This window comes from Streptomyces sp. NPDC039736, assembly GCF_055596485.1.
Genome location: NZ_JBVIUQ010000003.1, coordinates 355556 through 368586, shown reverse-complemented (window position 1 = coordinate 368586; position 13031 = coordinate 355556). Strand labels below are relative to the sequence as shown.

The 13031-nt window shown below is 69.7% G+C and carries 16 protein-coding genes and 1 pseudogene; 10 read left to right on the top strand and 7 right to left on the bottom strand.

Annotated elements, in window-relative coordinates:
* Positions 1-9: 9 nt before the first annotated feature.
* Positions 10-375: pseudogene (locus tag ACZ56L_RS11080) on the top strand (DNA cytosine methyltransferase); the annotation flags it as partial.
* On the opposite strand, the gene ACZ56L_RS11075 reads toward ACZ56L_RS11080, so the two are convergent.
* Positions 268-585, bottom strand: a complete 318-nt coding sequence (locus ACZ56L_RS11075; RefSeq protein ID WP_471063867.1) for a hypothetical protein — start codon at positions 583-585, stop codon at positions 268-270. The pseudogene ACZ56L_RS11080 and the gene ACZ56L_RS11075 sit on opposite strands and share 108 nt — an antisense overlap.
* Positions 586-897: 312 nt before the next feature.
* Here ACZ56L_RS11075 and ACZ56L_RS11070 point away from each other — a divergent pair, with 312 nt between their 5' ends.
* From ACZ56L_RS11070 to ACZ56L_RS11030, 9 genes are all read left to right on the top strand, one after another.
* A complete protein-coding gene (locus ACZ56L_RS11070; protein WP_471063865.1) occupies positions 898-1035 on the top strand; it encodes a hypothetical protein in 138 nt (45 codons plus the stop codon).
* Between the two features lie 30 nt (positions 1036-1065).
* Entirely contained in the window at positions 1066-1254 is a 189-nt protein-coding gene (locus ACZ56L_RS11065) for a hypothetical protein (RefSeq protein WP_471063273.1), read from the top strand.
* Positions 1255-1264: 10 nt separating this feature from the next.
* Positions 1265-1732 carry a hypothetical protein gene (locus ACZ56L_RS11060; RefSeq protein ID WP_471063271.1) on the top strand — a complete coding sequence of 156 codons (468 nt, stop codon included), beginning with the start codon at positions 1265-1267 and terminating at the stop codon, positions 1730-1732.
* A gap of 85 nt (positions 1733-1817) precedes the next feature.
* Positions 1818-2744: a bifunctional DNA primase/polymerase gene (locus tag ACZ56L_RS11055; RefSeq protein ID WP_471063269.1), complete on the top strand. Its 927-nt coding sequence runs from the start codon at positions 1818-1820 to the stop codon at positions 2742-2744.
* Entirely contained in the window at positions 2741-3082 is a 342-nt protein-coding gene (locus ACZ56L_RS11050) for a hypothetical protein (protein WP_471063268.1), read from the top strand. Before ACZ56L_RS11055 ends, ACZ56L_RS11050 begins: the two co-directional genes overlap by 4 nt.
* On the top strand, positions 3079-4620 hold the full coding sequence (locus tag ACZ56L_RS11045; RefSeq protein ID WP_471063266.1) for a YfjI family protein: 1542 nt from the start codon (positions 3079-3081) through the stop codon (positions 4618-4620). Before ACZ56L_RS11050 ends, ACZ56L_RS11045 begins: the two co-directional genes overlap by 4 nt.
* Before the next feature lie 298 nt (positions 4621-4918).
* On the top strand, positions 4919-5146 hold the full coding sequence (locus tag ACZ56L_RS11040; RefSeq protein ID WP_471063264.1) for a helix-turn-helix domain-containing protein: 228 nt from the start codon (positions 4919-4921) through the stop codon (positions 5144-5146).
* A 67-nt stretch (positions 5147-5213) separates the two neighbouring features.
* Positions 5214-6383, top strand: a complete 1170-nt coding sequence (locus ACZ56L_RS11035) for a site-specific integrase (protein ID WP_471063262.1) — start codon at positions 5214-5216, stop codon at positions 6381-6383.
* A gap of 222 nt (positions 6384-6605) precedes the next feature.
* The gene (locus ACZ56L_RS11030) at positions 6606-7031 is read left to right on the top strand and encodes a hypothetical protein (protein ID WP_345227879.1); all 426 of its coding nucleotides are present in this window, start codon (positions 6606-6608) and stop codon (positions 7029-7031) included.
* Between the two features lie 261 nt (positions 7032-7292).
* Here the strand turns inward: ACZ56L_RS11030 and ACZ56L_RS11025 are convergent, their stop codons facing one another.
* The 6 genes from ACZ56L_RS11025 to ACZ56L_RS11000 form a co-directional block, all read right to left on the bottom strand.
* Positions 7293-7913 carry a protease inhibitor I42 family protein gene (locus ACZ56L_RS11025; RefSeq protein ID WP_471063260.1) on the bottom strand — a complete coding sequence of 207 codons (621 nt, stop codon included), beginning with the start codon at positions 7911-7913 and terminating at the stop codon, positions 7293-7295.
* 36 nt (positions 7914-7949) lie between these two features.
* Positions 7950-8081, bottom strand: coding sequence for a hypothetical protein (locus ACZ56L_RS11020; protein WP_471063258.1), 132 nt, complete (start codon positions 8079-8081; stop codon positions 7950-7952).
* A gap of 623 nt (positions 8082-8704) precedes the next feature.
* Complete coding sequence (locus ACZ56L_RS11015) at positions 8705-9466, bottom strand: ANTAR domain-containing response regulator (protein WP_471063256.1); 762 nt, start codon at positions 9464-9466, stop codon at positions 8705-8707.
* A gap of 12 nt (positions 9467-9478) precedes the next feature.
* Complete coding sequence (locus ACZ56L_RS11010; protein ID WP_471063254.1) at positions 9479-10342, bottom strand: ANTAR domain-containing protein; 864 nt, start codon at positions 10340-10342, stop codon at positions 9479-9481.
* A 25-nt stretch (positions 10343-10367) separates the two neighbouring features.
* A complete protein-coding gene (locus ACZ56L_RS11005) occupies positions 10368-12263 on the bottom strand; it encodes a CheR family methyltransferase (RefSeq protein ID WP_471063252.1) in 1896 nt (631 codons plus the stop codon).
* Entirely contained in the window at positions 12263-12859 is a 597-nt protein-coding gene (locus ACZ56L_RS11000) for a chemotaxis protein CheB (RefSeq protein WP_471063250.1), read from the bottom strand. Before ACZ56L_RS11000 ends, ACZ56L_RS11005 begins: the two co-directional genes overlap by 1 nt.
* Between the last annotated feature and the right edge of the window lie 172 nt (positions 12860-13031).

The following is a 13031-nucleotide window of genomic DNA, read 5'->3' as shown; positions in this document are numbered from 1 at the left end:
GGGCTGGACATGGCAGTCCGATCCGTCTTCGGCGGTTCGCTCGCCTGGGTCTCCGACGTCGACCCGGGCGCGTCCCGGATCCTGGCCCACCACCATCCCGAGGTGCCGAACCTGGGCGACCTCACCGCCGTCGACTGGGCCGACGTCGAGCCGGTCGACGTCCTGTGCGGCGGCTACCCCTGCCAGCCGTTCTCCCTCGCTGGCAAGCGGAAAGGAACCGCCGATGAGCGGCACATCTGGCCGTCGATCGCGCACGCCCTTCGCGTTCTACGACCGCGCGTCGCGGTCTTTGAGAACGTCGCAAATCACCTTCGACTTGGGTTTGCCGACGTCCTCGCCGACCTTGCCCGCCTCGGGTTCGATGCGGAGTGGTGCGTTGTACGCGCGTCGGAGGTCGGCGCTGCCCACGACCGCCGCCGCCTCTTCCTCCTCGCCCGGCCTGCCGACCCCGAGGGCCCGCGACTGTCGAGGGAAGGGCTTCGAGGACGCCTTGCCGAACGTGGTGGCGCTGCTGCCGACGCCGACCGCGTCGGAGGCGACCGGCCCGGGCCACGCGGGCCGGGGCGGGATGAACCTGCGGCACACGGTGACGCTCCTGCCCACACCGCGAGCGCCGGACGGGGAGAAGGGCGGCCCGAACCAGCGCGGCTCGAAGGGCGACCTGGCGCTCCCCTCGGCGGTAGTGCGGCTCCTGCCGACACCGACCGCGACGTACGCGAAGAGCAGCAGCGGCGCGAATCCGGCGTGGGGGCATGGGGAAACCTTGACGGACGCGGCTCGGAGCGTTGGGGCCGCTTCGCCCCCGCCGTCGCCCGCTGGGAAACCGTCCTCGGACGGCCCGCTCCCGGGGCAACTGACGCTCGACGTCGCCTGAGCCCCGCGTTCGTCGAATGGCTCATGGGTTTGCCCGCTGGCCACGTCACCGACGTCCCCGAACTGACCCGCACCCAGCAGCTCAAGGCCCTCGGAAACGGCGTCGTGCCCCAGCAGGCCGAAGCCGCCCTCCGAGCCCTGCTCGCCCGTACGGACCACTGACCGCACACGACCACCAGAAGGAGATCCGCCGTGGCCGTAACCGTCTCGCTCGTCGCCCTCTTCGGCCTCGTCCTGTACTTCCTCCTCCGCGCCGGAAACCTCGGCTACGGCAGCGCCCTCATCGCCGCCGGGTTCGGCTTCTTCCTCGCCTCCACCGGCGCCGCTACCCCCATCAACCAGCTCGCCCACAGCGTCATCGACGCCCTGTCCACCCTCTGAGGAGCCCACCGTGTTCGAGATCCGCGTCATCTGCGACCCCGACGACACCGACCGTGTCCTCGACACCCTCGGCAACGCCTTCACCACCTGCTCCGCCCACCGTGTGGCCACCCGCGACGGCGACCGCACCCGCGTCTACCTGTCCGCCGACCACCGCCCCGCCGTCACGCAGGAGTGGCCGACGCCGCAGCAGGCTTACGCCACCGCCCCGAGCATCATCCGGGAGATCGGCTGGGTCGCCCGCACCGCCGCCGACAGGCCGTTCGGCACCGAGACGAGCCGCGAGTTCTGGCTCCGCAAGGCCGCCCTCCTCGACCGCATCGCCCTCGGCGACGACAAGGCCCCGCCCATCAGCGACGCCACCGAGGACGCCGACCGGGCCGCCCGGCGGCTCATGGACTTCGACGACGCGGCCGTGATCTGCCACCCGCGCCACTACGTCCGCCAGCAGTACGCCCGCGAGACCACCGACCAGTAGCTACGCCGAGGGCGGCCCCCGTCTCGCCAAAGTCCGGGGCCGCCCTCGCCTGCCAGCACCTTCTACAGAACTGGAGACACCCAGCATGACCTATCGATCCCCGATTCGGCGAGCAGGCGGCCCCCCGCCGCCCCTGGCCGCCGCCCTCCAGGCCGCCGAGCGCGGCTGGCACGTCTTCCCGCTCCGCCCGGGCACGAAGCGGCCCGCCCTGCACGGCGAGAGCCGCTGCCCCCGCACCGGGGCATGCTCGGGCGGGCACGTGAAGTGGGAGGACCGGGCCACCACGGACCGCGACCGGATCGTCCGCGCCTGGGAGCAGGGCCCGTTCAACATCGGTCTGGCCACGGGCCCGTCGGGGCTCGTCGTCGTCGACCTCGACGTGCCCAAGGAGGAAGCCGCCAGCCCCAGCGGTGCGGAGGTGTTCGCGGCCCTCTGCGAGCGCGCCAGCCAGCCGCGTCCGGTGACCTTCCGAGCAGGAACCGCGTCCGGTGGCGAGCACCTCTACTTCGCCGCCCTGGACGGCGTCCGGCTCGGCAACTCCGCAGGATTTCTTGGGCAGTTGGTGGACACGCGCGCGTGGGGTGGGTACGTCGTCGCGCCCGGGAGCGTCACCCCTGGCGGGGTGTACGCGGTCCTGGACGACGTCCCGGTCCTTCCGCTGCCCTCCTGGCTCCTGGAGGCGCTTACGGCCCGTCAGGAGCCCGTACGGCCCCGTGGTGGCGTTCTGGCAGCCCCGGCGGTCAGTGGTAGTCGCGCGGCGCGTGCGGCGCTGGAGCGGGAGTGCCGCAACGTTCGGGCCGCCCCGGCGAAGCAGGCCAACAACACGCTCAACCGGTCCGCGTTCCTCGTGGGGCGCTTCGTCGCCTGGGGCGACCTCGACCGGCACGTGGTGGAGGAGGCATTCCAAGGGGCGGGGGAGTCGCGGGGACTCACTGCGGCCGAGTGCCGCGCCACGATCCGCAGCGCCCTGGACAGCTCCCTCCGCAAGGCCCGGCCCCGGGAGGCGGTATGAGCCCCCAGAATCCCTCCCCCTTGGAATGCCGTCCCACCACCACCCGGCCGGCCGTCGCCGGGCAGCCGGTAGCACGGCAGACCGTGGGCGCCCGAAAGGTCGTCGCCGAAGGCGTCCCTTCTGGTTTTGACCCGCACCCGGCCGACGGGCCGAGGGTCCTCGCGATGCTCCACATCGGCGCGCCCGGCGGCAACGCGGTGCCCACCGCGCACTCGTGGTGCTCCTGTGGCCGGGACCTGAAGGCCTTCGGCCATCAGCAGATCGCCCGCCTCGCCGACGACCACGCCCGACACCGCACCCAGTGCCCGCTGCTCGCCCAGGGAAAGGAAGCCGCATGAGTCCGCACGACCCCGAGCTGTGGGCCGGATTCGACGAGATGACCGCCGAGGACGTCGCCGGGCCCGTCTGGGACGAGCCGGTGCCGCTCAACCCGCGCGGGCAGCTCCCCGCCTTTCCCGTGGACGCGCTGCCCGACTGGCTCGGCGCGATGGCCGCCGAGGTCGCCGAGGAGACCCAGACCCCCGTCGACCTCGCCGGATGCCTGGCCCTCGCCGTCCTCGGCACCGCCGCCGGCGGACGCGTCATCGTCCACGTCCGAGGCCAGTGGCGCGAGCCGGTCAACCTCTACACCGCCGTCGCCCTGCCGCCGGGCAACCGCAAGAGTGCCGTGTTCTCCCTCATGACGCAGCCGCTCCTGGCCGCGGAGAAGGCCCTCGTCGAGCTGACCGCCCCGCAGCGGGCCGAGGCCGCCGCATCCGCCCGGATGACGAAGGCCGCCGCCGAGAAAGCCGCGGCGAAGGCCGCGAACGCAGAGGCCGACAAGCGGGCCGAGCTGACCGCCGAGGCCGTCTCGCTCTCCCAGGCGGCCGATCAGGCCGCCATCCCCGCCGAGCCGCAGCTCGTCGCCGACGACATCACCGCCGAGAGCCTGACCACCACTCTCGCCCAGCAGGACGGCCGCATCGGCATCCTGTCCCCCGAGGGCGAGATCTTCGAGATCATCGCCGGACGCTACTCCGGCGCCCCGAACATGGGGATCTTCCTCAAGGGACACGCCGGCGACATGGTCCGGGTCAACCGCATGGGCCGAGACGCCCAGCACATCGAACGCCCTGCCATCACCATGGGTCTGGCCGTGCAGCCCGAAGTCCTTGACTCCATCGGGCAGATCAAGGGCGCCGACGGCCGGGGCCTACTCGCCCGGTTCCTCTACTCCAAGCCCGAGTCCCTCGTCGGCCGCCGCAACCTCACCCCGGCTCTCCTGTCCGCCGACACGGCCGCTGCCTACGCCCAGCAGCTCGGGCACCTCGCCCTGACCCTCGCGGCCTGGACCGAGCCCGCCGAGCTCACCCTCACGCCCGAGGCCGACGCCGTCCTCCTCGCCTACCAGCGCGTTACCGAGTCCCGCCAGGACAAGGGCGGATCGCTGCGACCCATCATCAAGTGGTCCAGCAAGCGCGACGGGGCCGTCGCCCGCATCGCCGGGCTCCTCCACCTCGCCGCCCACCCCGCCGACGCGTGGACGCGGCCGATCGCCGCCGAGACCATGGCCGCCGCCACCCGGCTCGGGGACTACTTCACCACCCACGCCCTCGACGTGTTCGACGCCATGGGCGCCGACCCCGCCCAGGAGACCGCCCACACCCTCCTGACCCACCTGCGCGAGACCCGCACCACCACCTTCACCAAGCGCGAGCTGTTCCGGGGCCTCGCCCGCGGCGACTTCCCCGCCATGAGCGACCTCGACCCCGCGCTCGCCCTCCTGGAGGAACACGGCTGGGTCCGCCAGCAGCCCCCGCCGCCCCGCACCGGACGCGGCGGCCGGCCGCCCTCCCCCCGCTACGAGACCCACCCCCGCACCACCCCCGGCGCCTGAAAACCCCCCACCCCCCTGACAGAACTGACAGAACCTCCCGACCTAACCCCTGACCTGCGGAAACAGCCACTTTCGGAGCTCTGACAAAACCTCCGAAAACTCTGACAAAACCTCGACCCCGCCCAGCGGCCCTCGCTGACAGAACCCCCACCCGGAGGTTCTGTCAGAGTTTTTTGAGGTTTTGTCACGACGGTGGAAACAGCCAAACCCTCAGGTCAACGGCCGCATGGCGAGGTTCTGTCAGTTCTGTCAGCACTTTCCGGGGTTCTGGCACCCCGGACCGAGCTGAAGGAGCCCGATGGCAACCACCACGACGCCCGAGCCCGTCACCTCCACGCCGCTCCAACGGCGGCTGCACCCCGTTCCCGACGCCGCCTACATGCTCGGCTTCGAGCGCACCACCGCGTGGGAGGAGATCCGCCTCGGCCGCCTCCGGACCGTTCGCGTCGGCCGACGTCGGCTCGTACCCACGGAGTACATCGACGAGTACATCGAGATGCTGAAGCGCGAAGCCGAAGCCGCCTGACAACCCGACACCCCGGAGGCCGCGCCGTCAGGCGCGGCCTCCTCCGTTTCCGAGAGGCCCTCACACCTTGACCAACAGCGAACCCACACCGCGCAAGAAGGCGGCGAACGGTGAGGACTCGATCTACTGGGACAAGTCCAAGAACCGATACATCGGAGCCATCTCGCTCGGATACGAACCGAACGGGAATCGACGACGTCCGAAGGTATCAGGGAAGACGAAGACGGAAGTTCGAAGCAAGCTTCGCAAGCTCAGGAGCGAGCTGGAGAAGGGCGTCAAATCCTCTGCGAAGAACACCGTCGAAACCGTCGTGAACACCTGGCTCGACCGGGGGTTGCGCGGCCGGGACGAGGCCAGCGTCAAGACGTACCGAAGCTTGGCCAAGAACCACGTCATCCCTGACCTAGGGAAAGCCAGGGTTCAAGATCTCTCCTCCGACGAGGTCGACGAGTGGCTCACGGCGAAGTCCGAAGAGGTCTCCCACGAGACTCTGAAAAGGATCCGTTCCGTTCTCCGCCGGTCGATCGCTCTGGCTCAACGCGACGGGAAGGTGTCGCGAAACGTCGTCGAGTTCGTCGAACTGCCGCAGGGGAAGGAGGGCCGACCCAGCAAGTCCCTTTCCTTGGAAGAGGCGCACGCCGTCCTTCACACCAAGCAGGGAAGCTGGATTCACGCCTATGTAGTGCTGGCGTTGCTCGTGGGCGTCCGCACGGAGGAGGAACGGCCTCTCACCTGGTCGCATGTCCACATCGACACCGAGGGGGATGACCGCCCCTACGTCGACGTCTGGCGGTCGGTCAGGAAGAAGGGCGAGACGAAGACACGCAAGAGCAAGCGGTCGCTGACCATGCCGCATCATGCGGCTGTGGTTCTGACACGGCATCGCCAGACCCAGCAGGAAGAGTGCGACGCCAGCGGGATCGAGTGGTCCCAGGAGCGGCTCGTCTTCGGCCACCCCGACGGCACACAGCGGAGTTCGACGAACGTCCTGCGCGAGCTGCGGTCCCTGCTCAAGAGTGCCGGCCTTTCGACGCCGAAGGCCTGGACGACCCGAGAGCTCCGGACGAGTTTCGTCTCTCTCCTCTCGGATCACGGGACGCCGATCGAAGTCATTGCCAGACTGGTCGGCCACAGCGGAACCGCGACGACGGAGACGGTCTACCGCAAGCAGATCCGCCCCGTGATCACGGAGGGGGCGGAAGCCATGGACGAGATCTTCCGCCCCGATAGGGCGTAACTGGCCCGCCGTGGCTCCCTGCTTGGCTCCCCCACTGCCCTTCCAACCCCAACCAACGGCTGTGACCTGGGGGTTACGGCGCCCAGCAGTGAGCCACGGCGTTACCCCGGAGGTAATTGAGGGCCCCGTCGAGCCTGCCTACCGTTCAGGAGCGGTCGCGGCCCGCTGAACGAAGCGCATCCGCGACCGGCCGACTCCCGTGCGTACGAGAGGAACACGACGATGACGACCACCACGCGCTTCGACGGAACGACGGCCTCCGCGAGGACGGCCGGGACCGACGGCCTCGCCCGGCTGGCCCTCAAGCTGGACGCGGCGGTCACCGGCCTCAACGGCCTCGCCTACCTGGCCCTCGCCACGGTCCTGGACTCCTGGTTCGGCATCGCGACCTCGGTCCAGTACCCGGTCGGCGCCTTCCTGCTCCTCTTCGCCCTGGGCGTGCTCGCGGCCGGAACGCGCCGGCGGATCAGCCGCCCGGCCCTGACCGCGATCGCCGTGGCGAACCTGCTCTGGGTCGTCCTCAGCCTGACGGTCACGGTCTCCGGGGCCCTGAGCCCGACCGGACTCGGCACGGTCTGGCTCGTGCTCCAGGCCTTGACGGTCGGCGGCTTCGCCGGACTCCAGCTCCTCGGCCTCAAGCGGCTGTGACCCCTCGCCCCACGCGGAACTGCTCCCGCACGACCGGCGGGAGCAGTGGCCCGGCCCGGCGGGCCGACGGGAGTCAACGCCCTTGCAGTGACTTGACGTTGTCGCCGCACGCGGGGGTCGGGGTTCTGCCTGCGGGTATGTCGTGGGACCGGGGCGGATCCAACGGGAATCCAGCGGCGGTGAAGTGGTGGGGGCCAGCGACGGATTCGCGTTGGCCCGGTGCCGCGGGGAAGCGGGCTCAGTGCTCCGCACAGTTGATCGTTACGAGTTCACCCGCCGCGGAACATCCCCAGGCTGGTGGATAGGACCACGGCGCCAAGAGCTTCTTCGTCTGCTGGTGGCACACGGCCCTGTCCGCATCTGACCTGCGGGAAAGCGCCGAGTCGCGCACCGTGGAACTGAGTTGGTCCGCGCATGGTCCGGATCTTGGTGTGCGGTGCCGACGGGGAGCTTCCCGCCGCCCACCGCTTCATCTCCCCTGATGGAGTTGTGAAGGCCCGTGCCTGACCCGAAACCGCAGTGCCGCCGGCCTCCGGGCGGGTTGCTTCCGCGCAGGTCGTGCCCTTGCGCCTGGAGGCGGGGCGACTCAACCGTGATCTCGTAGCACCGCCGCTCCTTCGGGGGCGTGTCCTGCTCCCAGGGGCGGCGGTGGTCGAGTTGGAGCGTGGCGTGGCCGGGGCGCAGCGCCGTGAGCGTGAAGAGGATGTCGGCGGACGCCCCCGGCGGGCTGGCATGGAGTTCGCCGGCGGGCGGCCGGCCCTGGGCGACGGAGTCGGTGTCGCCGTCCAGCCGCCAGGTCCAGGTGAACCCGGCAGCGCCCAGGGCGGGGAGGCGGATCTCCCGGCGTTCACCCGGTGCCAGGGTGATGTCCGCGTCGGCCATCTGTCTCGTCCGTTCGCCAGGGGCGGTCCGCCGGGTTCAGGCGCGGCCGATCACCGGGCCCTCGTGCCAGCCGTCGCCGCCGCGCCAGTAGTGCTGGAGTTGGCCGTCGGCGCGCAGCACCACGACTTCCAGGTTGAAGCCGAAGCTGCCCTCGACGAGCCCGGTCACCGTGGCGACATCATGGCCGAAGACGGCACCGCAGGTCCAGACTCCCCTACCGCTGTGTCGCCACCAGTGCTGGAGCTGGCCGGAGCCGAGGGTACAGACGAGCTCCAGGTCGCCCTGTTTGCCGTAGGTGCTCTGGACGAGGGTCGCACCGGCGAAGGCGACGTTCGCTCCGAAGACCGGGCCCGGGTGCCGGCCTCCGGCGCGGAACCAGTGCTCCTCACGGATCAGCTACGCCGACGCCATCGCGGGTACTGGCATGATCCTGGCCGCCGCGACAGCGGCCGACCGGACTCGGCTGCTCATACGCGACGGCGACGCCCTCTCCGATTCCGTCGAAGTGCAATGTTCTGGGAGCAACAGCGCCTAGGGGCCGGCACTGACAGCCCGCGGACTCGACGCCCCGTACCGGAACTGTCTCCCCAGGGCACCGTCATCACCAGATCGAGCAACTACAGCCCGCAGGGCCTTACTTGCCGTCATCCGCGACGGCAGAGGGTAGCTGACTGGCCGCGTGAGCCGTGATTGTCTGAGCGGGCTGGTGACGGCGTCTGTGGTGTGCGAGCAGCCCACTACGCCCACGCCTGGCCCGGCGCGCGGTATGGCCCGAAGCTGAAGCCGCGGTGTCAGGCGTGCGTGCCCCGGTCACGCTTGCGAGGGCGGACCGGATGGTCTCCCGGGCTGATGCTCAGCCGGCCTTCGATCACGGCCAGCGCCACCTCGGCCAGTTTCAGCTGGTTCGATCGGGCGTGTGTGCGCATAAGTGCGAATGCTTCGTCCATTGTGAGCCGCAGCCGGCTCGCGAGAACGCCTTTTGCCTGTTCGATGATGATGCGGCTGGTCAGGGCCCGCTCCAGTTGTCCTGTCAGGATGCGGCTTTCCTTGAGCTCGCGTTGCCGGAGCAGTGCGAGGGCGGCGGCGTCGGCGAGCGACCTGCCGAGGGCTAGCGCGTCCGGCGGCAGCGGCGTACCGGAGGTGCGCAGGAGGACCAGCGCCCCCAAGGAGACGTCGCGCACCCGCAGGGGGAGCGCGGCGACACGGGTGAAGCCGAGTTCGTTGGCCAAGGGGGTGTAGATGGGCCAGCGCTGTCGGGCCCTCGCGTCGAGTGCGGTCTCCGTCAGGGAACCTTTGAGCCGACAGTCGTGGCCCGGCCCTTCCTCCGCCTCGACGCCCGCCGATTCCAAGCGGGCGATGCGTGGGTCGGACCCGGATGCACAGGGAGAGCCCGGGCCGTCCATGACGAGAACCGCTCCGGCCGCCTGGACGTCGAGCACTTGCGTACTGTGTTTCGCGAGAACCGTGAGGAAGACCGGGAGGTCGAAGGAGTCGTCCAGCACCTGGGCCAGTGCGACGAAGGCGTCGGCGAGTCGCTGATCCGACGGGGGCATGAGGGTTGCCTCTTAACTGATGTCGAGAGTGCCGGACACGATCCGCTGGGCCACGGACTCGAGTGGCTCACCGGTGGCGAAGGCGTGTGCCTTGATCATTGCGAGTGCGTCAGCGACCGAGAGGCGCCCGCATTCGGCGAGTGAGCCGGCCGCCTGGTGGACCACCGCGCGTACGTTGGCACCTCTTCCGAGCTCCGGGGCCAGGCCGGGGGCCAGCAGGATGGTGTCGGTGAGGGCTTCCGCGATCTCGGAGAAGCCCTCTACGCCAGTGGTGCCGGGGCACGGGTCGAAGACTGTCAGGGCGCCCAAGTGCCCGGACGGCGCCTTGAGCGGTACCGCGAACACCGTGGAGATGCCGAGTGCCGAGAGCCCCGTTCCGTATGCGGGCCAGCGCCGTTCCAATGTCGGACCCGACGCGGACACTAGGATTCCGTCGCGAGCGGCTTCCCGGGCCGGGCCGACGCCCAAGAGGTACTCCAGGTCCTGTGCGCTGCGGGCCGGCCGGTCAGAAGCCGCCACAGCGAGCTGGGTCAGGTCGGAGCCGACGAGAGTCAGCGCGGCGCTGCCGGTACCGCAGGCCTGGGCGACATCGCCCATGAACAACGGGGGAGCACCGCAGTCGGCCAGCCACTGTGTCAGGCGTCTGGCGAACGCCTGCTGCAGGCGGGCGGTGGTCAGGTGGCGCGCCTCGATTCGTCGGTGCATGGCGGCCATGGAAGCGTGGAACGTGCCCCCCGCCCCGTCCGCGAGGCTCTCGTGCCGTTCCGCGTAGCGCGCTTCCCGTGCTGCGCGTTCCTGGGCCAGGCCGGCGTGCCGCCAGGCGTCGCTTGCCCGTCGTCGGCTCTGCGACTTGGGATTCCCACTGTCGGCGGCCATGTACCCAGAGTAGGGCAGCCGTTCGTCATCCGGGGGTCTCTTGTCCGGCGTCTTCCATGAGGAGGACGACGCCGCCGTTGTGTCCGTCGAACGGCGAGCACACAACCGAGCAGCTGATGCTCCTGCCGATCCGGTTGACTGCTGCGAGTATGAGGGCCGAGGACTGTTCTCCAGAGGCGATGCACTGCTGGACGACCTCGCGGAGTGGCGTGGTGGGCAGGCCGAAGTCCAGTCCGAAGAAGTGTTCTCCGAGCACCTCCTCGCTGCGAAGCCCCCACAAGTCGGCGGCGCCCCTGTTCCAGCTCTTGACCTTCAGATCGGTGGAGAGCACCACCACCCCCGCCGCGATGCTACTCAGCACCCCTTCCAGGAACGCCCGGGCCTCGTCGAGGTCGGTGGAACGCATGCGCATCTCGTCGTTCATGGTCTCGAGCTCTTCATGCCCCGACTGGAGTTCCTCGTTGGTCGTCTCCAGCTCTTCGTTGGTCGACTGCAGTTCCTCGTTGGTGGTTTCCAACTCCTCGATGCTCGAATGGAGTTCTTCGTTGGTCGTCTCCAGCTCCTCGTTGGTCGACTGGAGTTCCTCGTAGGCCGTTTCCAAGTCGTCACGAACACGCTTGACTTCGGTCTTGAGCTGCACGGCCGACGTCACGTCGATGAATGTGATGCTGGTACCGACCGGCGGTCCGGGGCCGCCGGTGACCGGTTGGATGAGGATGTCGAAGTACTGCACCGCTTCGCCGAGATGACGCTCCACGCCGTTGACCCGCAGCATGCGACGTTCGTACGTCGCCTGGTCGATGAGGGAGCGCAGCTCGAAGGGCCGATAGGAGAGTTCCAGGTCCTGGAACGGGCGACCCACGTCCTGAGCGGTCAGTCCGAAGCGGCCGCGTGCCTGGCTGTTGATCGTGATGACGACGCCCTCGGCGTCAAGGGCGACACCGGCACTCGGCGCGGCATCGAGGATGAGGTCCCTGAGGTGGCCCGGGCTCGGGGCAGGAGCCGAGTCCGCACCGGTCACCGCCTTGGGCCGCGGCGCGGGAGCCATGGGATAGGGCAGGTGCCTGCCACCCGCCCGGCGCCTGAACAGCCGCTGTCGCACGCTGATCGGTTCAAAGCGTTCCGTGTCGTTCAGCAGCATCTCGGCTTTGCCCAGGAAGAGGCAGGCGTCCTCGCGCAGTGCGAAGTGGAACCGATCGACGATCTGGGCCTGTGCCTCGACGTTGAAGTACATCAGCGTGTTGCGGCAGACCAGCAGATCCAGCCGCGAGATCGGCGCGTCCCGGGTGATGTCGTGCCGTCCGAAGATGACCCGGCGGCGCAGGTCCGGGCGGAACACGAATTTGGCGCCGCGCGGCTCGAAGTACTTGTCGCGCAGCTCGGTCGACAAGGGCCCGAGGGCCTTCTCCGCATACAGCCCGGAACGCGCCTCCCGCAGGGCCTCTTCGTCGACGTCAGTGGCATAGATCTTGACGCGGCGCAGGCACTCCTTGAGACCGAGGGCCTCCGCGAACATGATGGCCAGCGAGAACGCTTCCTCCCCGCTGGAGCAGCCCGCGCTCCAGACCCTGATCTCACCCTCGGGTGCGGTGTCCGCGACGATGCCGGGGACGATCTCGCGCTGGAGGAAGGCCCAGGAGTCGGGGTCGCGGAACATCGACGTGACGTTGATGAGGATGGTGTTGAACAGGGTCCGGAACTCGTCCGCGTCGATCTCGAGCAGGTCGCGGTAGTCCGCGTGGCTGCCGACGTCGACGTCGGCCATGCGCTTGCGGATCCGGCGGCCGAGGGTGGAGCGCTTGTAGCCGGTGAAGTCGAAGCCGCGGGCGTCCCGGATGAACTCCAGAAGCTCCTCCAGCCCCGCGTCGTCCGTCGCTTTGGTGCTCGCCGCGTCGTCGCTGCTACCGGGTGTCTGGTTCATCACTGCCTCGTGGTTCCCATCAGTCCCTGGACGGCCCCGGCGATTTCCTCCAGGCTTAGCACGAGATCGACCGCCCCCGTGTCCACAGCGGCCTGCGGCATCCCGGAGAACTCCGCGGTCTCCGGGTCCTGGGCGATGGACGTGCCGCCGTGCTGCTTCACGTCCAGGACCCCCGCCGCGCCGTCGACACCGGTGCCGGTCAGTACGCAGGCGAGAGCCCGCGGACCGTACGCGGAGGAGACAGCCGCGAAGAGCAGGTCCGCCGACGGACGCACGAAGTGGACGGGCTCGCTCTCCGAGAGCCGCAGCAAACCTGTGGGCCCTACGAGCAGGTGCCGGTTCGGCGGTGCCACGTACACGGTGCCCGACTGGATTCGTTCATGATGCTCCGCCAGCTTGACGGGCAGTGCGGACGGACGGCTGAGCACCTCCGCGATGAGGGTGCGGTGCCTTTTGTCGAGGTGTTGCACGACGAGCACCGGCACCGGGAGGGCGGGGTCGAGAGCGCCGAGGAGGGTGCCGAGAGCACGGATGCCGCCCGCCGACGAGGCGATCGCCAGGACACCGAAGCGGGGGGCCCGCGCGTCTGCCGTCATGCGGTGACAGTAGCCGACATCTGGTCGAGGGGCAGGCCTGCTGAAGGCGTCCTGACCATAGGGCTCCGAACGGGGGTGGCCCCTCGCCCGACGGCGTTGCTGCGGCAGACGGACGGCCTGCCTTCGTGGCCTCTGCCCAGCACGACGGGGAGGACCGTTGCTCATGGACTTC